Origin of the sequence: Pseudomonas sp. S34, from assembly GCF_009866745.1 — a bacterium.
GTDB classification, from domain to species: Bacteria; Pseudomonadota; Gammaproteobacteria; order Pseudomonadales; family Pseudomonadaceae; genus Aquipseudomonas; species Aquipseudomonas jessenii.
Genome location: NZ_CP019398.1, coordinates 842,850 through 868,526 on the forward strand (window position 1 = coordinate 842,850; position 25,677 = coordinate 868,526).

23 protein-coding genes and 3 tRNA genes are annotated in these 25,677 nt (G+C 57.9%); 23 read left to right on the forward strand and 3 right to left on the reverse strand.

The annotated features are described in order from the left end of the window. Positions 1-48: 48 nt before the first annotated feature. Genes carB through PspS34_RS03585 form a run of 3 tightly spaced genes read left to right on the forward strand, consistent with a single transcriptional unit; the run spans position 49 to position 4,182 of the window. Positions 49-3,270, forward strand: a complete 3,222-nt coding sequence (gene carB / locus PspS34_RS03575) for a carbamoyl-phosphate synthase large subunit (RefSeq protein ID WP_150812839.1) — start codon at positions 49-51, stop codon at positions 3,268-3,270. Positions 3,271-3,272: 2 nt separating this feature from the next. Further along, a complete protein-coding gene (gene greA, locus PspS34_RS03580) occupies positions 3,273-3,749 on the forward strand; it encodes a transcription elongation factor GreA (RefSeq protein ID WP_032829443.1) in 477 nt (158 codons plus the stop codon). A gap of 28 nt (positions 3,750-3,777) precedes the next feature. After that, positions 3,778-4,182, forward strand: coding sequence for an MFS transporter (locus PspS34_RS03585; protein WP_090457736.1), 405 nt, complete (start codon positions 3,778-3,780; stop codon positions 4,180-4,182). A 9-nt stretch (positions 4,183-4,191) separates the two neighbouring features. On the opposite strand, the gene PspS34_RS03590 is transcribed toward PspS34_RS03585, so the two are convergent. After that, positions 4,192-4,500 (reverse strand): YhbY family RNA-binding protein, encoded by a 309-nt coding sequence (locus PspS34_RS03590; RefSeq protein WP_007942889.1) that lies wholly within the window; start codon positions 4,498-4,500, stop codon positions 4,192-4,194. Between the two features lie 105 nt (positions 4,501-4,605). On the opposite strand from PspS34_RS03590, the gene rlmE reads away from it, so the two are divergent. The 17 genes from rlmE to PspS34_RS03675 all read left to right on the forward strand — a co-directional run bounded on the left by rlmE (position 4,606) and on the right by PspS34_RS03675 (position 20,957). Beyond that, entirely contained in the window at positions 4,606-5,238 is a 633-nt protein-coding gene (rlmE, locus tag PspS34_RS03595; RefSeq protein ID WP_057716479.1) for a 23S rRNA (uridine(2552)-2'-O)-methyltransferase RlmE, read from the forward strand. 199 nt (positions 5,239-5,437) lie between these two features. Further along, positions 5,438-7,348, forward strand: a complete 1,911-nt coding sequence (gene ftsH / locus PspS34_RS03600; RefSeq protein ID WP_057716478.1) for an ATP-dependent zinc metalloprotease FtsH — start codon at positions 5,438-5,440, stop codon at positions 7,346-7,348. An 8-nt stretch (positions 7,349-7,356) separates the two neighbouring features. Continuing rightward, on the forward strand, positions 7,357-8,208 hold the full coding sequence (gene folP / locus PspS34_RS03605) for a dihydropteroate synthase (RefSeq protein ID WP_150812837.1): 852 nt from the start codon (positions 7,357-7,359) through the stop codon (positions 8,206-8,208). A gap of 16 nt (positions 8,209-8,224) precedes the next feature. Next, positions 8,225-9,562 (forward strand): phosphoglucosamine mutase, encoded by a 1,338-nt coding sequence (glmM, locus tag PspS34_RS03610; RefSeq protein WP_150812836.1) that lies wholly within the window; start codon positions 8,225-8,227, stop codon positions 9,560-9,562. Positions 9,563-9,628: 66 nt separating this feature from the next. After that, the gene (tpiA, locus tag PspS34_RS03615) at positions 9,629-10,384 is read left to right on the forward strand and encodes a triose-phosphate isomerase (protein ID WP_150812835.1); all 756 of its coding nucleotides are present in this window, start codon (positions 9,629-9,631) and stop codon (positions 10,382-10,384) included. A 4-nt stretch (positions 10,385-10,388) separates the two neighbouring features. After that, positions 10,389-10,772, forward strand: a complete 384-nt coding sequence (gene secG / locus PspS34_RS03620) for a preprotein translocase subunit SecG (RefSeq protein WP_017336473.1) — start codon at positions 10,389-10,391, stop codon at positions 10,770-10,772. Positions 10,773-10,794: 22 nt separating this feature from the next. Then, positions 10,795-10,880 (forward strand) — tRNA-Leu (locus PspS34_RS03625). A gap of 97 nt (positions 10,881-10,977) precedes the next feature. Next, positions 10,978-11,054, forward strand: a tRNA-Met gene (locus PspS34_RS03630). 138 nt (positions 11,055-11,192) lie between these two features. Then, positions 11,193-11,651 carry a ribosome maturation factor RimP gene (rimP, locus tag PspS34_RS03635; RefSeq protein ID WP_007915250.1) on the forward strand — a complete coding sequence of 153 codons (459 nt, stop codon included), beginning with the start codon at positions 11,193-11,195 and terminating at the stop codon, positions 11,649-11,651. A 59-nt stretch (positions 11,652-11,710) separates the two neighbouring features. Continuing rightward, on the forward strand, positions 11,711-13,192 hold the full coding sequence (gene nusA, locus PspS34_RS03640) for a transcription termination factor NusA (protein WP_007988680.1): 1,482 nt from the start codon (positions 11,711-11,713) through the stop codon (positions 13,190-13,192). A gap of 27 nt (positions 13,193-13,219) precedes the next feature. Then, positions 13,220-15,745: a translation initiation factor IF-2 gene (infB, locus tag PspS34_RS03645; RefSeq protein WP_090453038.1), complete on the forward strand. Its 2,526-nt coding sequence runs from the start codon at positions 13,220-13,222 to the stop codon at positions 15,743-15,745. 159 nt (positions 15,746-15,904) lie between these two features. Further along, a complete protein-coding gene (rbfA, locus tag PspS34_RS03650; RefSeq protein ID WP_007973108.1) occupies positions 15,905-16,306 on the forward strand; it encodes a 30S ribosome-binding factor RbfA in 402 nt (133 codons plus the stop codon). Positions 16,307-16,309: 3 nt separating this feature from the next. Further along, a complete protein-coding gene (gene truB / locus PspS34_RS03655) occupies positions 16,310-17,227 on the forward strand; it encodes a tRNA pseudouridine(55) synthase TruB (protein WP_150812834.1) in 918 nt (305 codons plus the stop codon). 117 nt (positions 17,228-17,344) lie between these two features. After that, positions 17,345-17,614 (forward strand): 30S ribosomal protein S15, encoded by a 270-nt coding sequence (rpsO, locus tag PspS34_RS03660; protein ID WP_015093441.1) that lies wholly within the window; start codon positions 17,345-17,347, stop codon positions 17,612-17,614. 206 nt (positions 17,615-17,820) lie between these two features. After that, a complete protein-coding gene (gene pnp, locus PspS34_RS03665; RefSeq protein ID WP_007915263.1) occupies positions 17,821-19,926 on the forward strand; it encodes a polyribonucleotide nucleotidyltransferase in 2,106 nt (701 codons plus the stop codon). Positions 19,927-20,065: 139 nt separating this feature from the next. After that, positions 20,066-20,141 (forward strand) — tRNA-Thr (locus PspS34_RS03670). 153 nt (positions 20,142-20,294) lie between these two features. Next, positions 20,295-20,957, forward strand: coding sequence for an Arm DNA-binding domain-containing protein (locus PspS34_RS03675; protein WP_154861566.1), 663 nt, complete (start codon positions 20,295-20,297; stop codon positions 20,955-20,957). A 53-nt stretch (positions 20,958-21,010) separates the two neighbouring features. Here PspS34_RS03675 and PspS34_RS03680 read toward each other — a convergent pair whose 3' ends face one another. Beyond that, entirely contained in the window at positions 21,011-22,180 is a 1,170-nt protein-coding gene (locus tag PspS34_RS03680; protein WP_154861567.1) for an acyltransferase, read from the reverse strand. 549 nt (positions 22,181-22,729) lie between these two features. Here PspS34_RS03680 and PspS34_RS03685 point away from each other — a divergent pair. Then, on the forward strand, positions 22,730-23,035 hold the full coding sequence (locus PspS34_RS03685; RefSeq protein ID WP_090453044.1) for a DUF6388 family protein: 306 nt from the start codon (positions 22,730-22,732) through the stop codon (positions 23,033-23,035). Between the two features lie 131 nt (positions 23,036-23,166). Here the strand turns inward: PspS34_RS03685 and nadC are convergent, their stop codons facing one another. After that, complete coding sequence (gene nadC, locus PspS34_RS03690) at positions 23,167-24,015, reverse strand: carboxylating nicotinate-nucleotide diphosphorylase (RefSeq protein WP_057716471.1); 849 nt, start codon at positions 24,013-24,015, stop codon at positions 23,167-23,169. Positions 24,016-24,258: 243 nt separating this feature from the next. Here nadC and ampD point away from each other — a divergent pair, with 243 nt between their 5' ends. Both ampD and ampE read left to right on the forward strand, forming a co-directional pair. Next, positions 24,259-24,819 carry a 1,6-anhydro-N-acetylmuramyl-L-alanine amidase AmpD gene (gene ampD, locus PspS34_RS03695; protein ID WP_057716470.1) on the forward strand — a complete coding sequence of 187 codons (561 nt, stop codon included), beginning with the start codon at positions 24,259-24,261 and terminating at the stop codon, positions 24,817-24,819. Further along, positions 24,816-25,652, forward strand: coding sequence for a regulatory signaling modulator protein AmpE (gene ampE, locus PspS34_RS03700; RefSeq protein WP_057716469.1), 837 nt, complete (start codon positions 24,816-24,818; stop codon positions 25,650-25,652). Before ampD ends, ampE begins: the two co-directional genes overlap by 4 nt. Positions 25,653-25,677: the final 25 nt, after the last annotated feature.

Sequence of the window (25,677 nt, forward strand, 5' to 3'; positions counted from 1 at the left end):
TGAACAAGACGGCTTGCCGACTGACCTGCGGATTTGAGTGACAAACCCATGCCAAAACGTACAGACATTAAAAGCATCCTGATTCTCGGCGCTGGCCCGATCGTGATCGGCCAGGCCTGCGAATTCGACTACTCCGGCGCCCAGGCCTGTAAAGCCCTGCGCGAGGAGGGCTACCGCGTCATCCTGGTGAACTCCAACCCGGCCACCATCATGACCGACCCGGCTATGGCCGACGCCACCTACATCGAGCCGATCAAGTGGCAGACCGTTGCCAAGATCATCGAAAAAGAGCGTCCGGACGCGCTGCTGCCGACCATGGGCGGCCAGACTGCTCTGAACTGCGCCCTGGACCTGGAGCGCGAAGGCGTTCTGGAGAAGTTCGGCGTAGAGATGATCGGTGCCAACGCCGACACCATCGACAAGGCTGAAGACCGTTCGCGTTTCGACAAGGCGATGAAGTCCATCGGCCTGGCGTGCCCGCGCTCCGGTATCGCCCACAGCATGGAAGAGGCCAACGCGGTCCTCGAGAAGCTTGGCTTCCCGTGCATCATCCGTCCGTCCTTCACCATGGGCGGCACCGGTGGCGGTATCGCTTACAACCGTGAAGAGTTCGAAGAAATCTGCGCCCGTGGTCTGGACCTGTCGCCGACCAAGGAACTGCTGATCGACGAATCGCTGATCGGTTGGAAAGAGTACGAGATGGAGGTTGTCCGCGATAAGAAGGACAACTGCATCATCGTCTGCTCCATCGAAAACTTCGACCCGATGGGCGTGCACACCGGTGACTCGATCACCGTGGCACCTGCACAGACCCTGACTGACAAGGAATACCAGATCCTGCGTAACGCCTCCCTGGCGGTACTGCGCGAGATCGGCGTGGAAACCGGCGGCTCCAACGTTCAGTTCGGTATCTGCCCGAACACTGGCCGCATGGTCGTGATCGAGATGAACCCGCGTGTATCCCGTTCGTCGGCCCTGGCTTCGAAAGCCACCGGCTTCCCGATCGCCAAGGTTGCGGCCAAGCTGGCCGTGGGTTACACCCTCGACGAGCTGTCGAACGACATCACCGGCGGCAAGACCCCGGCGTCCTTCGAGCCGTCCATCGACTACGTCGTCACCAAGCTGCCACGCTTTGCCTTCGAGAAGTTCTCCAAGGCTGACGCGCGCCTGACCACTCAGATGAAGTCGGTCGGTGAAGTCATGGCCATCGGCCGGACCTTCCAGGAGTCCCTGCAGAAAGCCCTGCGCGGCCTGGAAGTCGGTGTTTGCGGTCTGGACGAGAAGGTTGATCTGGCCAACCCGGAAAGCATGAGCGTGCTCAAGCGCGAGCTGACCGTGCCGGGCGCCGAGCGTATCTGGTACGTGGCGGACGCCATGCGCGCCGGCATGAGTGTTGAAGACATCTTCGGCATGACCATGATCGATCCTTGGTTCCTGGTGCAGATGGAAGACCTGATCAAGGACGAAGAGAAGGTCAAGACCCTGGGGCTGACCAGCATCGACCGCGATCTGATGTTCCGCCTCAAGCGCAAAGGCTTCTCCGATATGCGCCTGGCCAAACTGCTGGGCGTGACCGAGAAGAGCCTGCGTGCTCATCGTCACAAGCTGGAAATCTTCCCGGTCTACAAGCGCGTCGACACCTGCGCCGCTGAGTTCGCCACCGATACTGCTTACCTCTACTCGACGTACGAAGAAGAGTGCGAAGCGGCGCCATCGGGTCGCGACAAGATCATGATCCTGGGTGGCGGTCCGAACCGTATCGGCCAGGGCATCGAGTTCGACTACTGCTGCGTACACGCGGCACTGGCCCTGCGCGATGACGGCTACGAGACCATCATGGTCAACTGCAACCCGGAAACCGTATCCACCGACTACGACACCTCCGATCGCCTGTACTTCGAGCCAGTAACCCTGGAAGACGTACTGGAAATCGTCCGCGTCGAGAAGCCGAAAGGCGTGATCGTCCAGTACGGCGGCCAGACCCCGCTGAAACTGGCTCGTGCCCTGGAAGCTGCTGGCGTGCCGATCATCGGCACCAGCCCAGATGCAATCGACCGCGCCGAAGACCGTGAGCGCTTCCAGCAGATGGTTCAGCGCCTGAACCTGCGTCAGCCGCCAAACGCCACCGTGCGCAGCGAAGATGAAGCGATTCGTGCCGCCAGCAAGATCGGTTACCCGCTGGTGGTGCGCCCGTCCTATGTACTGGGCGGTCGTGCGATGGAAATCGTTTACGAAGAAGAAGAACTCAAGCGCTACCTGCGTGAAGCGGTTCAAGTGTCCAACGACAGCCCGGTGCTGCTGGACCACTTCCTCAACTGCGCGATCGAAATGGACGTGGATGCGGTCTGCGACGGCAAGGACGTGGTAATCGGCGCGATCATGCAGCACATCGAGCAAGCCGGTGTTCACTCCGGTGACTCCGCATGCTCGCTGCCGCCGTACTCGCTGCCGGCGCACATCCAGGACGAGATGCGCGAACAGGTCAAGAAAATGGCCCTGGAGCTGGGTGTGGTTGGCCTGATGAACGTACAGTTGGCGCTGCAAGGCGAGGACATCTACGTCATCGAAGTCAACCCGCGCGCCTCCCGTACCGTACCGTTCGTGTCCAAGTGCATCGGTGTTTCCCTGGCGATGATCGCAGCGCGAGTGATGGCCGGCAAAACCCTGAAAGAGCTGGGTTTCACCAAGGAAATCATCCCGAACTTCTACAGCGTGAAAGAGGCGGTGTTCCCGTTCGCCAAATTCCCTGGCGTTGACCCGATCCTCGGCCCAGAGATGAAGTCGACCGGTGAAGTGATGGGTGTGGGCGACACCTTTGGTGAAGCGTTCGCCAAGGCCCAGATGGGTGCCAGCGAAGTGTTGCCGACCGGCGGTACTGCGTTCATCAGCGTGCGTGACGACGACAAGCCACTGGTTGCGGGCGTGGCCCGTGATCTGATCAACTTGGGCTTCGAAGTGGTTGCCACTGCCGGTACTGCCAAGCTGATCGAGGCTGCAGGCCTGAAAGTGCGCCGTGTGAACAAGGTGACCGAGGGTCGTCCGCACGTGGTCGACATGATCAAGAATGACGAAGTCACGCTGATCATCAACACCACCGAAGGTCGTCAGTCGATCGCTGATTCGTACTCCATTCGTCGTAATGCCCTGCAGCACAAGATTTACTGCACCACCACCATTGCTGCTGGCGAAGCCATCTGTGAAGCGCTGAAGTTCGGTCCCGAGAAGACCGTGCGCCGCTTGCAGGATCTACACGCAGGATTGAAGGCATGAGCATAACGAAGTACCCGATGACCGTTCAGGGCGCACGCGCCCTGGAAGAAGAGCACACTCACCTGACCAAGGTCGTTCGTCCGAAGCTTAGCCAGGACATCGGTACGGCCCGCGAGTTGGGTGACTTGAAGGAAAACGCCGAATACCACGCTGCCCGTGAGCAGCAAGGTATGGTCGAGGCGCGGATCCGTGATATCGAAGGTCGCATGCAGAACGCGGTGATCATCGATGTGACGACCATTCCTCACACCGGCAAGGTGATTTTCGGCACAACCGTCGAAATCGCCAACGTCGAAACCGATGAAAGCGTGACTTACCAGATCGTTGGTGAGGATGAGGCTGACATCAAACTCGGCAAGATCTCTGTCGGCTCGCCGATTGCCCGCGCCTTGATTGCCAAGGAAGAGGGTGATGTGGTTGCAGTCAAAACGCCTGGTGGCGTTATCGAGTACGAGATTGTCGAAGTTCGCCACGTCTGAAGGCCGGCGCCCGTTTCGTGCGGGCGTCATGCTTTGGCAGCTGACCCAGATGTTGTGGGTCGGCGGCTTGTGGCTGTTGCACGTCGGTCTTTTGCCGGTGCTGGGACGAATTGGCCTGGCACCGCTGCTGATCGATGAAATCGCAGGCATGCTCAATACGCTGGTAGTGGGATTCGCTACGGCGTGTGTGATATTGCAGGCTTTGGTGCTGGTTAAGGCCGAGGGCCTTGTCAGTCTATGGCGCGATATTCGCGGGCAACTGCTGTTGATGGCGCTGTATGCGTGCGCGATGTACTTCGTGGTGCGTTTCGGCTGGCCGGATGCCGTGCGTTGGCAGGCGTTCAGCTATCTTGTTCTGGGCTTTACCGGGCTGGTGCTGGTGTTGCAGCCGATGCCGGGATGGAGTGGCAGGGTGCGCGAAGCACACCCTTGACCCTTGCCATCACTTGAAGCGATGGACGTTCGACAGCTGCTTGTTGACGCTGAAGTTCTTGCGGTAGATCAGTGCCATCTTGCCGATGACCTGGACCAGATCCGCTTTGCCGACCTTGCAGAGCTCTGCAATGGACGCCAGGCGCGATTCGCGATCGAGGATGTTGAGCTTGATCTTGATCAGCTCGTGATCCGCCAATGCGCGTTCGAGTTCGGCTAACACACCTTCAGTCAAACCATTGTCTGCCACAATCAGAACCGGTTTCAGATGGTGGCCAATGGATTTGTACTGTTTCTTCTGCTCTTGAGTGAGCGGCATAATCTGACCCCTGCGTCTGATCTTGTAAAAAGCGGCGGCCAGTTTACCCGAGCGAGTCCGGGACCGCCCAGTTAATCACGACCCGTTTTATTTTCGAGGTGGCCCGTGGCCCGTTCCAAGACAAGCCTTAACTGGCTGAAAGAACATTTCAACGACCCATTCGTCAAAATGGCGCAAAAAGACGGGTATCGTTCCCGCGCCAGCTACAAGCTGCTGGAGATCCAGGAAAAGGACCGTCTGATCCGCCCGGGCATGAGCGTAATCGACCTTGGAGCGGCCCCTGGTGGCTGGTCCCAGGTGACCAGTCGTCTGATTGGTGGGCAGGGGACATTGATCGCTTCTGACATTCTGGAAATGGACAGCATCCCGGACGTGACCTTCATTCAGGGCGACTTTACCGAGGATGCCGTGCTGGCCCAGATCCTCGATGCCGTCGGAAATAAGGAAGTAGACCTTGTGATTTCCGATATGGCCCCCAATATGAGTGGACTACCGGCCGTGGACATGCCGCGAGCGATGTTCCTGTGCGAGTTGGCACTGGATCTCTCGACTCGGGTGCTCAAGCCCGGTGGTGATTTTTTGATCAAGATCTTCCAGGGCGAAGGTTTCGACGAGTTCCACAAGAGCGTTCGCCAGCAGTTCGAGAAGGTGCAGATGCGCAAGCCGACCTCGTCGCGCGACCGTTCTCGCGAGCAGTACCTGCTGGGCCGTGGTTTCCGCGGACGCAGTGAGAGTTGAGTGAATTTTCGATCAAGGCGATAGGATTTTTGTATTACGCCTTGTCAGAATTAGCGAATATTGTGTAGGAAGTGTTTCACAAAGGGTTACAGACGGCGCCTGCCAAGTTGTAGGTAATGTAGTAAGTTAGGCCGGTGAATATCATGCGAAGCGCGCGCCAGTAGCGGAGCTTGCTTCAGAGGGTAGTTAATTGAACGATATGGCAAAGAATCTGATCCTGTGGTTGATCATCGCGGCTGTCCTGGTGACGGTGATGAACAACTTCTCCAGCCCTAACGAGCCGCAGACCCTCAACTATTCCGACTTCATCCAGCAGGTCAAGGATGGCAAGGTCGAGCGCGTAGCGGTTGATGGCTACGTGATTACCGGCAAGCGCAACGATGGCGACAGCTTCAAGACCATTCGCCCGGCGATCCAGGACAACGGCCTGATCGGCGACCTGGTGGATAACCACGTCGTGGTCGAGGGCAAGCAGCCTGAACAGCAAAGCATCTGGACTCAGCTTCTGGTTGCCAGCTTCCCGATCCTGGTGATCATCGCCGTGTTCATGTTCTTCATGCGGCAGATGCAGGGCGGTGCCGGTGGCAAGGGCGGGCCGATGAGCTTCGGCAAAAGCAAGGCGCGCCTGCTCTCCGAAGATCAGGTGAAGACGACCCTGGCTGACGTTGCCGGTTGCGACGAAGCCAAGGAAGAAGTCGGTGAACTGGTCGAGTTCCTGCGCGATCCGGGCAAATTCCAGCGCCTGGGTGGCCGCATTCCTCGCGGTGTGCTGATGGTGGGGCCTCCGGGTACCGGTAAAACCTTGATCGCCAAGGCCATCGCCGGCGAAGCCAAAGTACCGTTCTTCACCATTTCCGGCTCCGACTTCGTCGAAATGTTCGTCGGCGTGGGTGCCAGCCGTGTTCGCGACATGTTCGAGCAGGCCAAGAAACACGCTCCATGCATCATCTTCATCGACGAAATCGATGCGGTCGGTCGCCATCGTGGTGCTGGCATGGGTGGTGGTCACGACGAGCGCGAGCAGACGCTCAACCAATTGCTGGTTGAGATGGACGGCTTTGAGATGAATGACGGCATCATCGTGATTGCCGCGACCAACCGTCCCGATGTTCTGGACCCTGCGCTGCTGCGTCCTGGCCGTTTCGACCGTCAGGTTGTAGTTGGTCTGCCGGACATCCGTGGTCGCGAACAGATTCTCAAGGTTCACATGCGTAAAGTGCCGATGGGCGACGACGTTGCCCCGGCCGTGATCGCTCGTGGTACTCCAGGCTTCTCCGGTGCTGACCTGGCGAACCTGGTCAACGAGGCATCGTTGTTCGCTGCCCGTGCCGGCAAGCGCATCGTCGAGATGAAAGAATTCGAACTGGCGAAAGACAAGATCATGATGGGCGCCGAGCGCAAATCCATGGTCATGTCCGAGAAAGAAAAGCAGAACACGGCTTATCACGAAGCGGGTCACGCCATTGTAGGTCGTGTCGTGCCTGAGCATGATCCGGTGTACAAGGTGTCGATCATCCCGCGCGGTCGCGCTCTGGGTGTGACCATGTTCCTGCCGGAAGAAGATCGTTACAGCCTGTCCAAGCGTGCGTTGATCAGCCAGATCTGCTCGCTGTACGGCGGTCGTATCGCTGAAGAAATGACCCTGGGCTTCGATGGCGTGACCACCGGTGCCTCCAACGACATCATGCGCGCCAGCCAGATTGCGCGGAACATGGTGACCAAGTGGGGTCTTTCGGAAAAGCTCGGTCCGTTGATGTACGCCGAAGAAGAGGGTGAAGTGTTCCTCGGTCGCGGCGGTGGCGGTCAGAGTGCAAGCTTCTCTGGTGAGACGGCCAAGCTGATCGATTCCGAGGTGCGCAGCATCATCGATCAGTGCTATGGCACGGCGAAGCAGATTCTCACGGACAACCGTGACAAGCTCGATGCGATGGCCGATGCCTTGATGAAGTACGAAACGATCGATGCCGAGCAGATCGACGACATCATGGCGGGTCGTACGCCTCGCGAGCCGCGCGACTGGTCGGGTGGCACGGGTACTTCCGGCACCCCTCCGGTGGTGCAGGACGAGCGTCCGGAAACACCGATCGGCGGTCCTGCTGCTGACGTATAAGGTTTTAAATGACTTCTGTTCAGTCCTCGACCCGGTTGCCTTGCGGCAACCGGGTTCTTGATTTGGCCCAGACGCATGTCATGGGTATTCTCAATGTCACCCCTGATTCTTTCTCCGATGGTGGCCAATACAGCCAGCTTGACGCGGCCATGCGCCACGCCGAAGCCATGGTGGCGGCCGGCGCGACGCTGATCGACGTCGGTGGAGAGTCCACCCGCCCTGGTGCCAGGGTTGTGTCGCCACTCGAAGAGCTGGAGCGCGTAGCCCCTATCGTCGAGCGCATCAATCGCGAGCTGGATGTGATCATCTCGGTCGACACCTCAACGCCTGCCGTCATGCGAGAAGCGGCGCGCCTGGGTGCGGGCCTGATCAACGATGTGCGTTCGTTGCGACGCGATGGCGCCCTGGATGCTGCTGCTGCCACCGGGCTGCCGGTTTGTCTGATGCACATGCTGGGCGAGCCGGGCGATATGCAGGACAATCCGCAGTATCAGGATGTCACCCGGGAGGTCGGCGAATTTCTCGCCGAGCGCATGCATCAGTGTTCATTGGCGGGTATTCCAGCTGAGCGGATCATTCTTGATCCTGGCTTTGGCTTCGCCAAAACCTTGCAGCACAATCTGAGTTTGTTCAAGCATATGGAAGCCCTGCATGCCTTGGGGCGGCCCCTGTTGGTCGGGGTTTCGCGTAAGAGCATGATTGGTCAGGCATTGAGTCGTCCGGTGGGAGAGCGGCTGTATGGTGGTTTGGCGCTCGCGACGCTGGCTTTGGCGAAAGGTGCGCGTATATTGCGCGTCCATGATGTAGCCGAAACGGTGGATGTGGTGCGGATGATCGCCGCAGTGGAATCAGCCGAATAAGAATGATGGAGCACTTATGAGCAAAAAATATTTTGGCACCGATGGTATTCGTGGGCGTGTCGGTGAGTACCCGATTACTCCTGATTTCATGCTCAAGCTCGGCTGGGCTGCAGGCATGGCTTTCCGCAAGATGGGTGCCTGCAAGGTATTGGTAGGCAAGGACACCCGAATCTCCGGCTACATGTTTGAGTCGGCGCTTGAAGCGGGGCTGACGTCGGCAGGTGCCGATGTGATGCTACTGGGGCCGATGCCGACTCCGGCGATTGCCTACCTGACGCGTACCTTCCATGCCGAAGCTGGCATCGTGATCAGTGCGTCGCACAATCCGCATGATGACAATGGCATCAAGTTTTTCTCCGGCCAGGGCACCAAGCTTCCGGATGAAGTCGAGCACATGATCGAAGAGCTGCTCGATACCCCAATGACTGTGGTTGAGTCGAGCAAGATCGGCAAGGTGTCGCGAATCAACGATGCGTCGGGACGCTATATCGAATTCTGCAAGAGCAGTGTGCCGACCGGTACCAGCTTTACCGGCCTCAAGATTGTGATCGACTGCGCCCATGGTGCGACCTATAAAGTGGCGCCGAGTGTGTTTCGTGAGTTGGGTGCCGAAGTCGTGGTCTTGTCCGCGCAGCCCAATGGTTTGAATATCAATGACAACTGCGGCTCGACCCATATGGGGCAACTGCAGGCCGCTGTGCTGGCTGAACACGCCGATCTGGGTATCGCCTTCGATGGTGATGGCGACCGGGTGTTGATGGTGGATCACACGGGGGCCATCGTCGATGGTGATGAGTTGCTGTTCATCATTGCTCGCGACCTGCATGAGCGAGACAAGCTGCAAGGTGGTGTAGTCGGTACACTGATGAGCAACCTGGGATTGGAGTTGGCCTTGGCCGACCTGGGGATTCCATTTGTCCGCGCCAATGTTGGTGATCGTTATGTGATTGCTGATCTGCTGGAGCGTAACTGGCTGGTCGGTGGTGAAAATTCGGGTCATATCGTTTGCTTCAATTACACCACCACTGGTGATGCGATTATCGCCGCGTTGCAGGTGCTGAAGGCGTTGAAAGCCCGTGCGCAAGGTTTGGCTGAAGCGCGTCAGGCGCTGCGCAAGTGTCCTCAGGTGCTGATCAATGTGCGATTCGGCGGCGGCGCAAGCCCTCTCGAACATCCGTCGGTCAAGGAGGCCAGCGAGCGTGTGACCAAGGCCATGGCAGGTCGCGGGCGTGTGCTGTTGCGCAAGTCCGGAACCGAACCGCTGGTGCGTGTGATGGTCGAAGGCGAAGACGAAACGCAGGTTCGTGGGTATGCCGAAGAGCTGGCAAAACTGGTTACTGAAGTTTCTGCCTGAATTCGGCTTGCCAGCCATGATTGTGTTGGGTAACATCTGCGCCCACTTTGACCGACGAGGTACAGCATGCGTCGCCCTATGGTAGCTGGTAACTGGAAGATGCACGGTACCCGCGCCAGCGTCGCAGAGCTGATCAACGGCCTTCGTGACTTGGCCTTGCCGAGCAGTGTTGATGTTGCGGTATTCCCGCCTTTCCTGCATATCAATCAAGTGATTGAAGGCCTGGAAGGAAAGTCGATTTCGGTCGGCGCGCAGAATTCTGCGGTGGAATCCGGACAAGGTGCGTTGACCGGTGAAGTTGCACCGAGTCAGTTGGTGGATGCAGGTTGTTCCCTGGTGCTTGTCGGGCATTCCGAGCGCCGCCAGATTCTGGGGGAGCAGGAGGTAATGCTGGTCCGCAAGTTCGCAGCGGCACAGGCATGTGGCTTGACTCCGGTGTTGTGCATAGGGGAGACCCTGGAGCAACGTGAAGCCGGAAAAACTCTTGAGGTTGTCTCGCGTCAGCTTGGCAGTATCATTGAGGAGCTGGGTGTCGGTGTCTTTGCCAAGGCAGTGATCGCTTACGAGCCGGTCTGGGCCATTGGCACGGGGCTGACTGCAACGCCGCAACAGGCGCAGGATGTGCACGCAGCCATTCGCGCCCAGTTGGCGGCAGAGAATTCTGAAGTCGCACAAGGTGTGCGGCTTCTATACGGCGGCAGCGTGAAGGCGGCCAATGCGGTCGAACTGTTCGGCATGCCGGATATCGATGGGGGTCTCATTGGTGGGGCTTCCCTGAATGCAGATGAGTTCGGTGCGATCTGTCGCGCCGCGGGAAACTGAAAAAATGCTGGAAACAGTCGTAGTCGTTTTTCATCTGCTGGGTGCATTGGGCGTAGTAGCTCTGGTTTTGCTGCAGCAGGGTAAAGGTGCGGATGCTGGCGCGTCTTTCGGAGCAGGTGCTTCAAATACTGTGTTCGGAAGCCAAGGTTCCTCTACCTTTCTTAGTAAGTTTACTGCTATACTTGCCGCAGGTTTTTTCATAACCAGCTTGGGGTTAGGTTACTTTGCTAAAGAGAAGGCTCACCAGCTGACTCAAGTAGGTCTCCCAAATCCAGCGGTACTGGAAGTTCCAAAGCAACAACCGGCTTCTGATGATGTCCCGGTGCTTCAAGAGCAAAAGTCGGCTACCCCAGCGACTGACGTGCCTCCAGCTCAAGAGCAGAAGTAAGAAGGGTTTCAAACGTAGTATTGCCGAGGTGGTGGAATTGGTAGACACGCAACCTTGAGGTGGTTGTGCCCATAGGGTGTAGGGGTTCGAGTCCCCTTCTCGGTACCAATTAGTCAGGAGAGCCCGCTGTTGCGGGCTTTCTTGCAGGTGGAAGGTTACATTGACCCTGTAGGGGATCGGTCGTATACTTCCGCCCCAGCTTTGTCGCGGGGTGGAGCAGTCTGGTAGCTCGTCGGGCTCATAACCCGAAGGTCGTCGGTTCAAATCCGGCCCCCGCAACCAGTTTAAGGAGCCCCTTTTAAGGGGCTTTTTGTTAGCTGGACACTTTCAACGCCGCTGTTCGACGGCGTTTCAAGGATGGGCGTTTCGCCCATTTTTTTATTTTGCATAGCATGCACATACATGCACTAGGGGGTTCAGGTGTCGAGCAAGCTAGAAGAGTTGCAGGCCTTGCTGGCCCCGGTGGTCGTGGCCCTAGGCTATGAATGCTGGGGTATCGAGTTTTCGGCTCAGGGTCGTCACTCGATGTTGCGCGTTTATATCGATAAAGAAGGCGGCGTGCTGGTGGACGATTGCGCCATCGTCAGCCGTCAGATCAGCGGTGTGCTGGATGTTGAAGATCCAATCTCCGTTGAGTACACCCTTGAAGTTTCCTCGCCTGGCATGGAACGCCCTCTGTTCACTCTTGAGCAGTTTGCAAAATTTGCCGGTGAACAAGTGAAGATCAAGCTGCGCTCGCCTTTTGAAGGTCGACGCAACTTTCAGGGCCTTCTGCGCGGCGTAGAAGAGCAGGATGTCGTGGTGCAGGTAGATGACCATGAGTTCCTGTTGCCGATCGATATGATCGACAAGGCCAACATTATTCCCAGTTTTGACTGAGGCGTGCCAGATACTGCGGATCCCGCGGATCCAATGGCTTGCGAAAGGCGAGGCGTACGATGAGCAAAGAAGTACTGCTGGTTGTTGAGTCGGTATCCAATGAAAAGGGCGTACCGGCAAACGTGATTTTTGAAGCGCTGGAGCTGGCCTTGGCCACTGCTACCAAAAAGCGTTTTGAAGACGAAGTTGATCTGCGTGTGGAAATCAACCGCCACACGGGTGCATACGAGACATTCCGTCGCTGGACGGTCGTCGAAGAAGCAGACCTGGATGATCCGGCCATCGAAACCTGGCCGAGCAAGGTTGCTGAAACGCATCCTGGCGCCAAGGTCGGTGACGTCGTAGAAGAGAAGATCGAGTCCATCGAGTTCGGCCGCATCGCCGCACAGACTGCCAAGCAAGTCATTGTGCAGAAAGTTCGCGAAGCCGAGCGCGCTCAGGTTGTTGACGCTTACCGCGAGCGCCTGGGTGAAATCATCTCCGGCACTGTGAAAAAAGTTACCCGCGACAACGTGATCGTTGATCTGGGCAACAACGCTGAAGCGTTGCTGGCCCGTGAAGACATCATTTCTCGCGAAACTTTCCGGGTTGGCGTGCGTCTGCGTGCGCTGCTCAAGGAAATCCGCACCGAGAACCGCGGCCCGCAGTTGATCCTGTCGCGTACCGCGCCGGAAATGCTGATCGAGTTGTTCCGCATCGAAGTGCCGGAAATTGCCGAAGGCCTGATCGAAGTGATGGCTGCGTCCCGTGATCCGGGTTCGCGCGCCAAGATCGCCGTTCGCTCCAAGGACAAACGCATCGACCCGCAGGGCGCTTGCATCGGTATGCGCGGTTCGCGCGTCCAGGCAGTGTCGGGTGAGTTGGGCGGTGAGCGTGTTGACATCGTCCTGTGGGACGACAACCCGGCTCAGTTCGTGATCAACGCCATGTCCCCGGCCGAGGTTGCGGCAATTATCGTTGACGAAGATGCCCACGCAATGGACATCGCCGTTGGCGCAGACAATCTGGCTCAGGCCATCGGTCGCGGTGGTCAGAACGTGCGTCTGGCCAGCCAGTTGACTGGCTGGACCCTGAACGTGATGACCGAATCGGACATCCAGGCTAAACAGCAAGCAGAAACCGGCGACATCCTGCGCAACTTCATCGACGAGCTGGAAGTCGACGAAGAACTGGCTCAGGTGCTGGTTGATGAAGGCTTCACCAGCCTGGAAGAGATTGCCTACGTACCGTTGGAAGAAATGCTCAACATCGACGGCTTTGACGAGGAAATCGTCAACGAGCTTCGCGCTCGTGCCAAGGATCGCTTGTTGACCAAAGCCATCGCTACTGAGGAAAAGCTGGCAGACGCCCATCCGGCCGAAGACCTGCTCTCGCTTGAGGGTATGGACAAGGATTTGGCGATGGAACTGGCGGTGCGCGGCGTAATTACCCGCGAAGACCTGGCCGAGCAGTCTATTGACGACCTGCTCGACATCGACGGCATTGACGATGATCGTGCCGGCAAGTTGATCATGGCCGCCCGAGCCCACTGGTTCGAGTAATTAGGCGCGGCCTGAGGAGAGAAGTGCATGACGCAAGTCACGGTGAAACAACTGGCCGATGAGGTCAAAACACCGGTAGAGCGCCTGTTGCAGCAGATGCGTGAGGCAGGTCTGCCGCACACCGCCGCCGAAGAAAGTGTGACTGACAGTGAGAAGCAATCGTTGCTGACTCACTTGAAAAGCAGCCACAAGGCGAAAGTGGAAGAACCACGCAAGATTACGCTGCAGCGTAAAACCACCAGCACCCTGCGTGTTGCTGGCAGCAAGAGCATCAGCGTTGAAGTACGCAAGAAGAAAGTCTTCGTACAGCGCAGCCCGGAAGAAATCGAAGCCGAGCGCAAGCGTGAACTGGATGAACGTCGCGCAGTAGAAAATGCTGCTCGTCAGAAGGCTGAAGAAGAAGCCAAGCGTCGCGCCGAAGAAGAAGCGCGTCGCCAGCCTGCTGCTGCGCCGACCGCTCAAGCCGAACCTGTTGCAGCGCCTGCTGCGGTGGCCGAGCCAGTTCGCGAAAGCGCACCAGTTGTGGCGGCTGCTCCAGCTCCTGCGGCCGATACCCGCAAGCGCGACGAACAGCGCCGTCCGGACAAGCCACGTGCCGATGACAGCAATCGTCGCGGTAGCGGCGATGGCGAGCGCAAAAACGCTCCGCATCGTGCTTCGGTCAAGGAAAAGGCTCCGGCTCCACGCGTTGCCCCACGTACTACCGACGAAGAAAGCGATGGCTTCCGTCGTGGTGGTCGCGGCAAGGCCAAGCTGAAGAAGCGCAACGCCCACGGTTTCCAGAGCCCGACCGGCCCTGTCGTGCGCGAAGTGAAGATCGGCGAAACCATCACTGTTGGCGATCTCGCCCAGCAGATGTCGGTGAAGGCTGCTGAAATCATCAAGTTCATGTTCAAACTGGGTACTCCAGCGACCATCAACCAGGTACTGGATCAGGAAACTGCCCAGTTGGTTGCCGAGGAACTGGGCCACAAAGTGACCCTGGTCAGCGACACCGCCCTGGAAGATTCCCTGGCCGAGTCCCTGAAGTTTGAAGGCGAGGCAGTTTCCCGTGCACCAGTCGTGACCGTAATGGGCCACGTTGACCACGGTAAGACTTCCCTGCTCGACTACATCCGTCGTGCCAAGGTTGCTGCTGGCGAAGCCGGTGGTATCACCCAGCACATCGGCGCATACCACGTTGAAACCGACCGTGGCATGGTGACGTTCCTCGACACCCCTGGTCACGCCGCGTTTACCGCAATGCGTGCCCGTGGTGCCAAGGCGACCGACATCGTGATCCTGGTGGTTGCAGCGGACGACGGCGTGATGCCGCAGACCATTGAAGCTGTCCAGCACGCAGTAGCGGCTGGTGTGCCACTGGTTGTTGCAGTGAACAAGATCGACAAGCCAGGTGCTGACCTCGATCGCATCCGTAGCGAACTGTCGGTTCACGGCGTGACGTCGGAAGAGTGGGGTGGTGACACTCCGTTCGTACCGGTCTCGGCGAAGATGGGTACTGGCGTCGACGAACTGCTCGAAGCCGTATTGCTGCAAGCCGAAGTCCTGGAACTGACTGCAACTCCGTCGGCTCCTGGTCGTGGCGTCGTGGTTGAATCGCGTCTGGACAAGGGCCGTGGTCCGGTGGCTACCGTTCTGGTTCAAGACGGTACCCTGCGCCAAGGCGACATGGTCCTGGTCGGTTCGAACTATGGCCGTGTACGTGCCATGCTCGACGAGAACGGCAAGCCAATCAAGGAAGCCGGTCCGGCCATCCCTGTCGAGATTCTCGGCCTGGACGGTACCCCGGACGCTGGCGACGAGATGAGCGTGGTTGCCGACGAGAAGAAAGCCCGTGAAGTGGCTTTGTTCCGTCAAGGCAAGTTCCGCGAAGTCAAACTGGCTCGCGCTCACGCCGGCAAGCTGGAAAACATCTTCGAAAACATGGGTCAGGAAGAGAAGAAGACGCTCAACATCGTCCTCAAATCCGACGTCCGTGGTTCGCTGGAAGCGTTGAACGGTGCCTTGAACGGCCTGGGTAACGACGAAGTGCAAGTGCGCGTGGTCGGTGGCGGTGTCGGTGGTATCACCGAATCCGACGCCAACCTGGCATTGGCCTCCAACGCTGTACTGTTCGGCTTCAACGTGCGTGCCGATGCCGGCGCGCGCAAGATCGTCGAGCAGGAAGGTCTGGATATGCGTTACTACAACGTGATCTACGACATCATCGAAGACGTCAAGAAAGCCCTGACCGGTATGCTCGGCAGCGATGTTCGCGAGAACATCCTGGGTATCGCCGAAGTGCGTGACGTGTTCCGTTCGCCGAAGTTTGGCGCGATCGCCGGTTGCATGGTTATCGAAGGTGTTGTTCACCGTAACCGTCCAATCCGTGTACTGCGTGAAGACATCGTTATCTTCGAAGGCGAGCTGGAATCCCTGCGCCGCTTCAAGGATGACGCTTCCGAAGTACGTGCCGGCATGGAATGCGGTATCGGCGTGAAGAGCTACAACGACGTTAAAGTCGGTGACAAGATCGAAGTCTTCGAGAAGGTGCAGGTTGCTCGCAGCCTCTAACTCGCGCACTTCAGGAGCCGTGACGGGTCGTCGCATGCAAATGCGCAATTCGTCACCAGGACTCTAAACGCAACGCCCGGTCTGGCTTTTGTCAGGCCGGGCGTTTGCCGCTTTCAGACCTCACGGGTTTCACCGTGGGGCAGTAACAGGTAACAAGACATGGCAAAAGAATATAGCCGTACCCAACGCATCGGCGATCAGATGCAGCGTGAGCTGGCACAACTGATCCGTCGTGAAGTCAAAGACCCGCGCGTCGGCCTGGTCACCATTACCGCAGTGGAAGTCAGCCGTGACGTCGGTCACGCCAAGATCTTCATCACCGTGATGGGGCAGGACAGCGCCGAAGAAATTGCACAAAGCATCAAGGTGCTCAACTCCGCCGCCGGTTTCCTGCGCATGCAGTTGGCTCGCGAGATGAAACTGCGCAGCGTTCCACAGCTGCACTTCCACTACGACGAAAGCGTCGTGCGTGGTGCGCATCTGTCGGCATTGATCGAGCGCGCAGTGGCTGAAGACAATCAGCATCCGGTTGCGGCAGAAGCCGAAGACACCAAGGAGTAATCGGTGGCTCAGGTCAAACGTATCCGTCGTAACGTCAGCGGCATTATCCTTCTCGACAAACCGCTGGGGTTCACCTCCAACGCGGCCTTGCAGAAGGTTCGCTGGTTGCTGAACGCCGAAAAGGCAGGTCATACCGGCAGTCTCGATCCCTTGGCCACCGGTGTGTTGCCGCTGTGCTTCGGCGAGGCGACCAAGTTCTCGCAATACCTGCTCGATTCCGACAAGGGTTATGAAACCCTGGCGCAACTGGGCAAGACCACCACCACGGCGGATGCCGAAGGTGAAGTTTTGCAGGAGCGCCCGGTGACCGTTGGTCGCCCCGATATCGAGGCTGTACTGCCCAAATTTCGTGGGCAAATCAGTCAGATACCGCCGATGTACTCGGCACTCAAGCGTGATGGCCAGCCGCTGTACAAGCTGGCTCGTGCAGGTGAAGTAGTGGAGCGCGAACCGCGTTCTGTTACTATTGCGCGCTTGGAATTGCTGGCCTTCGAAGGAGATACTGCGCGGCTGGCGGTGGATTGCAGCAAAGGCACCTATATCCGTACCCTGGTGGAGGATATCGGTGAGCAACTCGGTTGTGGCGCTTACGTTGCAGAACTGCGACGTACCCAGGCCGGGCCATTCACCCTGGCGCAGACGGTTACCCTCGAAGAGCTGGAAGCGGTACATGCCGAAGGCGGCAACGAAGCGGTCGATCGTTTCCTGATGCCATCGGACAGCGGCCTGCTGGATTGGCCACTGTTGCAGTTCTCGGAAGCGAGTGCGTTCTACTGGCTCAACGGCCAGCCGGTACGTGCCCCGGATGCTCCGAAGTTCGGCATGGTGCGGGTACAGGATCACAATGGTCGCTTCATCGGTATCGGTGAAGTGAGCGAAGACGGGCGCATCGCGCCGCGTCGACTGATTCGGTCAGAATGACCGGACGAGGGTGGCTGTCAACAGGCACGGTCACTACTCATTTTTAGATACAGGGATTTGTCCCTGGCCTGTTGAAACTGTTTTTCTGAAACAGTTTCCTGATAAAAGGATTGCCTCATGGCTCTCGACGTTCAAGAAAAAGCTCAAATCGTAGCTGACTACCAGCAAGCTGTTGGTGACACCGGTTCGCCAGAAGTGCAAGTTGCACTGCTGACCGCCAACATCAACAAACTGCAAGGTCACTTCAAGGCCAACGGTAAAGACCACCACTCCCGTCGTGGTCTGATCCGCATGGTTAACCAGCGTCGTAAGCTGCTGGACTACCTGAAAGGCAAGGATCTGGGTCGTTATCAGACTCTGATCGGTCGCCTGGGTCTGCGTCGCTAATAAGCGATTGCGCTAGAGGTTGGTTGTCTGTCGTGCACCAGCGGGTTTCCCGCCGGCGCATGGCAGGCTCCCAGCCTCAAGTTTTATCTGGATACCTGCTTTGCCTGAGTAACACCTGGACAAACCGGTCGGGCCGATTCCCGGCGTTGCCCAAGAATTTCGCAAGAAACCAGTTCCCCCAAGAGCCACAAAGAAGGTAGGACACCGTGAACCCGGTAATCAAAAAATTCCAGTTCGGTCAGTCGACCGTTACCCTCGAGACTGGCCGTATCGCCCGTCAGGCCTCCGGCGCAGTATTGGTCACCGTTGACGACGACGTCAGCGTATTGGTGACCGTAGTCGGTGCAAAACAAGCCGATCCAGGCAAGGGCTTCTTCCCTCTGTCTGTTCATTACCAGGAAAAGACTTACGCTGCCGGTAAGATCCCTGGCGGTTTCTTCAAGCGCGAAGGCCGTCCTTCCGAGAAAGAAACCCTGACTTCCCGACTGATCGACCGTCCGATCCGTCCGCTGTTCCCGGAAGGCTTCATGAACGAAGTGCAGGTTGTCTGCACCGTCGTTTCCACCAGCAAGAAGACCGATCCGGACATCGCAGCGATGATCGGTACCTCGGCTGCGCTGGCGATCTCCGGCATTCCTTTCGATGGCCCGATCGGCGCTGCCCGCGTTGCGTTCCACGAAAGCACCGGTTACCTGCTGAACCCGACTTACGAGCAACAGGCTGCCTCGAGCCTGGACATGGTCGTTGCCGGTACTTCGGACGCTGTGCTGATGGTTGAATCGGAAGCCAAAGAGCTGACCGAAGACCAGATGCTGGGCGCGGTACTGTTTGCTCACGACGAGTTCCAGGTTGTGATCAACGCCGTCAAAGAACTGGCCGCTGAAGCTGCCAAGCCAACCTGGACCTGGGCTCCTGCGCCAGAAGCCACCGAACTGCTGGGCGCTATCCGTGCCGAGTTCGGCGAAGCGATCTCCCAGGCCTACACCATCACCGTCAAGGCCGACCGTTACGCTCGCCTGGGCGAGTTGAAGGACCAGGTCGTTGCCAAGCTGTCCGGTGAAGAAGGCCAGCCTTCTTCCAGCGAAGTCAAAGCGGCTTTCGGCGAAATCGAATACCGCACCGTTCGCGAAAACATCGTTAACGGCAAGCCACGTATCGACGGTCGCGACACCAAGACCGTACGTCCGTTGAACATCGAAGTCGGCGTTCTGCCAAAAACCCACGGTTCGGCTCTGTTCACCCGTGGCGAAACCCAGGCTCTGGTAGTCGCGACTCTGGGCACCGCCCGTGACGCACAACTGCTGGACACCCTGGAAGGCGAGAAGAAAGACCCGTTCATGCTGCACTACAACTTCCCTCCGTTCTCGGTAGGCGAGTGTGGTCGCATGGGTGGCGCTGGTCGTCGCGAAATCGGTCACGGCCGTCTGGCCCGTCGTTCGGTTTCGGCCATGCTGCCTGCCGCCGACGTGTTCCCGTACACCATCCGTGTTGTGTCGGAAATCACTGAATCCAACGGTTCGAGCTCGATGGCTTCCGTTTGCGGCGCTTCCCTGGCCCTGATGGACGCTGGTGTGCCGATGAAGGCGCCGGTTGCCGGTATCGCCATGGGTCTGGTTAAAGAAGGCGAGAAATTCGCCGTCCTGACCGACATCCTGGGTGACGAAGACCACCTGGGCGACATGGACTTCAAGGTAGCCGGTACCGCCAAAGGCGTCACCGCGCTGCAGATGGACATCAAGATCAAGGGCATCACCGAAGAGATCATGGAAATCGCTCTGGGCCAAGCCCTGGAAGCGCGCCTGAACATCCTCGGCCAGATGAACCAGATCATTGGCCAGTCGCGTACCGAACTGTCGGCCAACGCTCCGACCATGATCGCGATGAAGATCGACACCGACAAAATCCGTGATGTCATCGGTAAAGGCGGCGCGACCATTCGTGCGATCTGTGAAGAAACCAAGGCTTCGATCGACATCGAAGACGACGGTTCGATCAAGATCTTCGGCGAAACCAAGGAAGCGGCTGAAGCAGCACGTCAGCGCGTTCTGGGTATCACCGCTGAAGCCGAGATCGGCAAGATCTACGTCGGTAAGGTTGAGCGCATCGTCGACTTCGGCGCATTCGTCAACATCCTGCCGGGCAAGGACGGTCTGGTTCACATCTCCATGCTGAGCGATGCTCGCGTTGAGAAAGTGACCGACATCCTGAAAGAAGGCCAGGAAGTGGAAGTGCTGGTACTGGACGTGGACAACCGCGGCCGTATCAAACTGTCCATCAAGGACGTGGCGGCAGCCAAGGCTTCGGGCGTTTAATCACGCCTCACGCCTGACTGTTTCAACGTTGTAAAAAATGCCCCGCCGTGAAAACGGTGGGGCATTTTTTTGTCTGTAGATCACAGAGTTGATTGACGACGTTGCCGTTGCTGAAACTCGGTGCTAGGTTTAGCCCACCGCCCGTGTAGCTCAGCCGGTAGAGCAGCGCACTCGTAACGCGAAGGTCGCAGGTTCGATTCCTGTCTCGGGCACCAAATCTACTTTCGCCGACGTTCGGCGAGTTTCGCTCCCTCCCATATCAGGCCGTCGAGTGCGGCCTTTTATCTTTCGCGGTCTTTCGCTAGGTGCCGCGCATTTTTAGCACAACATTCAGCACTTCTTCATTCGAGTGACTTGGTGATGTACTAATGCCCCTCACTGATACCGCTGTTCGACAGGCCAAGCCGGCCGAAAAAGACTTCACCCTCACGGATGGCAGCGGCCTTTCCCTCTTCATTGCCGTCAATGGCACCAAGTCCTGGCACTTCAGGTTCTCCTGGCACGGCAAACAGCCGCGCATGTCGCTGGGCGCCTATCCCGAAATCACCCTAAAGGAAGCCCGCGAATTGCGGGACCAGGCCCGGACGCTCGTCGCCAAGGGCGTCGACCCTCGATCGCAGCGCCGCGAGGAAAAGCGTGTCGCCGCCGGCAACGCCATCAAACGTTTGAGGTGGTCGCTAACGAGTCAGTTTGACCTGGATGCCGCGCTATGGACGATCCCGCCCGACACGGTCAGGCAACTGCGCAAGGTCATTCGTAGCAAAGGGGGGGATGAAGTCACGCCGTATCTGGTGCCACTGTCGCGGCAGGCGGTTGTAGAGGTGTGCAAGGTGCATCAGTTGACCGGCTGCTACAAGCTGCTGATCGCTGGCCGGAGCGATCCGCTTTCACATGGCGGGCGGAACGATCGGCAACGTCACGCTCAACCAGAACGGCTTTACTGCCACCGTTCCCTATCCAATGGCTCCGCTCTGGATGCTGCCCGGGGAAACCGTAACCGCGACCGGAACAGTCTCGCCTCCGGACGGTAAATATTTTGTAGGCTGAAACAAAGAGGCCGCAGCAAACGCTGCGGCCTCTTCAGTTACGCCTTCTGTGGTTCGTGGCTTACGCTCGGTTTTCGCCTGATCAGCTTCAGCATCATGCGCTGGCATGGCTTCTCGATCAGCATCCACAGCAAATATGAAGCGGCAATGGTGACAATCCAGTAGCCGACCATGACAGCAACCGGATCAATGCCATCTGTCCAAGATGGGTTGATCATCAATGATCGAATAATTATCTGGTGGATCAGGTATATGGAAAAGCTGATCTCTCCCAGCAGCACAAGTGGCCGCCAGCTCAAGATGGACGTAACCATCCCGGTGCTGGATGCCAGCAGGAATAACCCGACCGCGTAGAAAATGGACGATGAACTAACAGTGATCCATCCTTTTAGAGCGGGGCCGATTAGATCGTGACCAGCAAGCGCCCAGCCAAGTGCAGGCATGAAGTAGGAACCGGCGAGAATTAACAATAGGGCCGCCAAACCAAATGACTGTACTCCGGACTCCCTAACCCTGTGCCCGTACACAAGGAACGCCTTACCGGCAACCATGCCAAGAACAAATTCAAATAGGCGGGCAGGTGGCCAAATGTAAACCCAAGAAGCAGTGGTCACAACGTCCCCGGCGCCGTACGCAGGTGCATTGGTGGTTACTGCGATGAACACCGCAGCCATCGCCAGTGCAAACGACAGCGCCAACTTGATGTGCCAGGTCTTCGAGAAATTCATGATCAGTAGCGGGAACATCGCGTAGAAAAACATCTCGACGGAAAGCGTCCAGGCCACACCATTGAAAGCGAAAAAGTCAGAAGGCCATGGACTCCATGCCTGGGTCAGCGTGGCATTCAGGATTGTTTGCTCGGCAGTGACCACAAGGCCTGTCGCGAATGGGTAGACCCACAGGACATATAAAAGCCCCATCGTAAAAATGTGCGCGGGCCACACCCTCGCAATTCTAGCCCACATGAATTTCGCGGCGTTGCCTGCACCGGAAAGGTTGCTATGGGCATAGGTCAGGATGAATCCGGACAGAACGAAGAAAAACGTCACCCCTTGAATTAGGGTGAACGTCTTAGTGAAATCTTCCCAAATGTGGAAATAGCTGGCCGAGTGCTGTATCACAATCATCGCGGCGGCAAAGAACCGCAGCGACGTGAGTGCCGGGATTGATGCTTTCATCATCTGTCCTTGAGGTGGTAATGCTTCCATGCACTGGCGTACCAGTATCTGATGGTGCGGATTCTATCCGATTGCACAACAATGTGTGATTTCGGATACGATCGCGAGAAGTAGGATTTTTGGGTTGGTTCTGAATGCCCAGCGAGCGCTGAACAGTACACTGGTTAGTACGGTGTCTTTGCTTGTCGCTGGTTTCGGCCAGCAAAGACTGGTGGTTTTGCTCTGAACGCGGTTCCTGTCTGGCACCATATCCCCCTCGCTTGTTTCACCTTTCTGCTCAGGTTCTCGACGGTGCGCTTGAGGTTCTCGAGTTCGCGGTCCTGATCGCTGTTTGAATTTATGTTCCCGCCGTCATCAAAACATCGTGTGCACAACTTTTTGTGGGGAGATGTAAAGAGACGTGTAAATCCTCAGCCAAACGTCCTATATTCGGAGTCTGCCTGAGCAACGCCCAGCAGTTTTCAGATGATCCAGAATGGTTCTGAAGGCCAGATAAACCGGGCTTGATCCGGTTTTTTGTGTCAGAGAGATCCTTGAAGATCCAGATCCATCTTCCATTCCCAGATCAGCGAGAACGCCATGACTGTTAAAGAGATGACCCAGGAAGCCCGACACGAAGAAGCGCTGAAGAAGTATGTGCTGGATGCCCCCGAGTTGATGGACGAGATCAAGGACTTGTCCGCCGACGATCAGAAAGACCAGATCCAGTGGGCGTTCGAGGATGAAGCCGAAGCCCAGGGCTTGCAACCGTGGGAACTGACGCTCAAGTACACATCAACCCCGGAAGAATACGAGACCGAACGCCTGAAACTGCACAAGGAAGCTGCCGAGGTGTTGGGCGTCGAGTGGGAAGAGTACTGTGAGATGAACAATCTGGTGGTCTGACACTCATGTAGGAGCGAGCTTGCTCGCGATGGTCGTTAACGATAACGCGTGTTTACTGGTTAAACATGGCGCTCTCAGGTACATCGCGAGCAAGCTCGCTCCTACAGTTTTGGCAACTCACATACGTGTGATCAGAGACTCAGTCGCATCGACAGATCGACCGCCTTCACATCCTTGGTCATCGCACCGATCGAAATGTAATCCACCCCGGTCTGTGCAATTGGCAGCAACGTACTTTCGTTGATCCCGCCGCTGGCCTCCAGCTTGGCCTTGCCGGCATTCAGGCGCACGGCTTCACGCATGTCGTCCAGGCTCAGTTCGTCGAGCATGATGATGTCGGCACCGGCCGCCAGCGCTTCCTTGAGTTCATCCAGGCTTTCCACTTCAATCTCGACCGGTTTGCCCGGAGCGATCTTGTGCGCAGCGGCAATGGCCTGCGCGATGCCGCCGCTGGCGGCGATGTGGTTTTCCTTGATCAGGAAGGCGTCATACAGGCCGATGCGGTGGTTATGGCAACCGCCGCAGGTCACGGCGTACTTTTGCGCCAGGCGCAGCCCCGGCAGTGTTTTGCGGGTGTCGAGCAGCTTGACCTGAGTCTCGGCCACGAAGTCCGCCAGGTATTGCGCGCGGGTCGCCACGCCGGAGAGCAGTTGCAGGAAGTTCAGGGCGCTGCGTTCGCCGGTCAGCAGTGACCGCGCAGGGCCTTCGAGGTGGAACAGCACCTGATTGGGCGTCACCCGTTCACCGTCGGCAACCTGCCAGTGCACCGCCACCCGCGGGTCCAGTTGCCGAAACACGTTATCCACCCAGGCGGTGCCGCTGATGACGGCCGCGTCGCGGGTAATGATGGTGGCTTTGGCCAGGCGTTCAGCCGGGATCAACTGCGCGGTGATATCGCCGCTGCCGATGTCTTCATGCAGCGCACGGCGCACGTTGGCTTCGATTTCGGCGGTCAGATCGGCGAGACGTAGATTCGGCATAACGGACTCCACAAACAAAGTGGCTCGATTATAGGGCCATGGCACCGACCAACCCAAGGCATCAGAGCGTTACGTTTGCGCTGGCACCTGTATTTGGTCGAATCCCTGACGTTACCGGCGTTGGCTGTCGATTCCGAACATACGCCTGTTTGAGATCGGCAACCTCAAACGCGGCAAGTGATCGCGTCCTGGGGGATTATCGCGGCATACTGTGCCAATACAGTCGACGTTGAAGGAATCGGTATGCAGTTGGACCCCGCGAGCGGTTGGATTCAGGGTGTGCATGTCTGCCCCTCTCCCAACTTCAATGCGCGCCCCACAGGCGAAATTTCCCTGCTGGTGATCCACAACATCAGCCTGCCGCCGGCGCAGTTCGCCACCGGCAAGGTGCAGGAGTTTTTCCAGAATCGTCTGGATGTCACCGAACATCCCTATTTTGAAGGGATCGTGGACTTGCGGGTGTCGGCGCACTTTCTGATCGAACGTGACGGTACCGTTACCCAGTTTGTTTCGTGCCTTGAGCGTGCGTGGCATGCGGGCGTCTCGAGCTTCGAGGGGCGGGAAACCTGTAACGATTTTTCCGTGGGCATCGAGCTCGAAGGCACGGATGATCTGCCATTCACCGACGCGCAATACCACGCGTTGACAGCCCTGACGCGCCAGTTGCAACAGGCGTTCACGGCAATCACCACAGAGCGCATCTGCGGGCACAGCGACATTGCACCGGGGCGCAAAACCGATCCAGGGCCGGCGTTCGACTGGGCACGCTATCGTGCCGCCCTGGCACAAGAGGAAGGACGATGAGTTTTCTGGTGTTGCTGTTGGCGGTGTGGATCGAGAAGTTCTCGGCCCTGCGCCATCGGGTTCAGCGTGACAATGGCTGGACACACGAGCTGAACAAGCTTGAGGCCAGCCCGCGATTTTCAAACCGACCATGGCTGGTGCTGTCGATACTGGTCTTGTTGCCGGTGGCGTTGCTGGGGTTGCTGCTGGTCGTCATCGAGCCAGTGGCCTACGGCTTGCTGGCGTTGCCGATCCATATGCTGGTAGTCATCTACAGCCTGGGGCGCGGTGATCTACTGGGCGATCTCGGGCCGTTCCGCGATGCCTGGCGTCGGGAGGACCTGCAAGCGGCGGCCCATGTCGCCCAGCGCGATCTGGATATCTGCGCAGACAATGGCGAGCAGCTGCTGGAGCAGGTCGAAGGGCATTTGCTGTGGGAGGCCTACCAGAGCTTTTTCGCGGTGATTTTCTGGTACTTCCTGTTGGGTCCGGTTGCGGCGCTGAGTTATCGGTTGCTGGCGCTGGCCGAAGAGCACGGGAAAAACCCTGCAGTGGTCGAGCGCGCCGGGCAACTGCGTCACGCCTTCGACTGGTTGCCGGTGCGTCTGCTGGCCGCGAGCCTGGCGTTGGTCGGCAATTTTGTCGCGGTCAGTCGGGTGATGCTGCATGAGCTGCTGAACTGGAACATCAGCGCCGCGCAATTGATCGTGAAAGTCGGGCTGGTGGCCGGTGAAATTCCGGCGCCGGTGACCGGCGCGGAAGGTATCAACAATCTGGACCGCATCTGGGCGCTGCTGCTGCGTGCGGCGGTGCTCTGGTATGCCGGGTTTGCGTTGTGGACGGTCCTGCATTAACCCGGCTGTCTGAGCCATTGTGGCG

What these genes read in the sequence shown, in the direction of transcription:
- ampE (WP_057716469.1), top strand. Translation starts at nt 24,816, where the DNA reads ATGAGTTTTCTGGTGTTGCTGTTGGCGGTGTGGATCGAGAAGTTCTCG.
- ampD (WP_057716470.1), top strand. Translation starts at nt 24,259, where the DNA reads ATGCAGTTGGACCCCGCGAGCGGTTGGATTCAGGGTGTGCATGTCTGC.
- PspS34_RS03675 (WP_154861566.1), top strand. Translation starts at nt 20,295, where the DNA reads ATGCCCCTCACTGATACCGCTGTTCGACAGGCCAAGCCGGCCGAAAAA.
- PspS34_RS03590 (WP_007942889.1), bottom strand. Translation starts at nt 4,500, where the DNA reads ATGCCGCTCACTCAAGAGCAGAAGAAACAGTACAAATCCATTGGCCAC.
- secG (WP_017336473.1), top strand. Translation starts at nt 10,389, where the DNA reads ATGCTGGAAACAGTCGTAGTCGTTTTTCATCTGCTGGGTGCATTGGGC.
- rbfA (WP_007973108.1), top strand. Translation starts at nt 15,905, where the DNA reads ATGGCAAAAGAATATAGCCGTACCCAACGCATCGGCGATCAGATGCAG.
- nusA (WP_007988680.1), top strand. Translation starts at nt 11,711, where the DNA reads ATGAGCAAAGAAGTACTGCTGGTTGTTGAGTCGGTATCCAATGAAAAG.
- carB (WP_150812839.1), top strand. Translation starts at nt 49, where the DNA reads ATGCCAAAACGTACAGACATTAAAAGCATCCTGATTCTCGGCGCTGGC.
- tpiA (WP_150812835.1), top strand. Translation starts at nt 9,629, where the DNA reads ATGCGTCGCCCTATGGTAGCTGGTAACTGGAAGATGCACGGTACCCGC.
- infB (WP_090453038.1), top strand. Translation starts at nt 13,220, where the DNA reads ATGACGCAAGTCACGGTGAAACAACTGGCCGATGAGGTCAAAACACCG.
- PspS34_RS03680 (WP_154861567.1), bottom strand. Translation starts at nt 22,180, where the DNA reads ATGGAAGCATTACCACCTCAAGGACAGATGATGAAAGCATCAATCCCG.
- PspS34_RS03585 (WP_090457736.1), top strand. Translation starts at nt 3,778, where the DNA reads ATGCTTTGGCAGCTGACCCAGATGTTGTGGGTCGGCGGCTTGTGGCTG.
- glmM (WP_150812836.1), top strand. Translation starts at nt 8,225, where the DNA reads ATGAGCAAAAAATATTTTGGCACCGATGGTATTCGTGGGCGTGTCGGT.
- nadC (WP_057716471.1), bottom strand. Translation starts at nt 24,015, where the DNA reads ATGCCGAATCTACGTCTCGCCGATCTGACCGCCGAAATCGAAGCCAAC.
- ftsH (WP_057716478.1), top strand. Translation starts at nt 5,438, where the DNA reads ATGGCAAAGAATCTGATCCTGTGGTTGATCATCGCGGCTGTCCTGGTG.
- PspS34_RS03685 (WP_090453044.1), top strand. Translation starts at nt 22,730, where the DNA reads ATGACTGTTAAAGAGATGACCCAGGAAGCCCGACACGAAGAAGCGCTG.
- rpsO (WP_015093441.1), top strand. Translation starts at nt 17,345, where the DNA reads ATGGCTCTCGACGTTCAAGAAAAAGCTCAAATCGTAGCTGACTACCAG.
- folP (WP_150812837.1), top strand. Translation starts at nt 7,357, where the DNA reads ATGACTTCTGTTCAGTCCTCGACCCGGTTGCCTTGCGGCAACCGGGTT.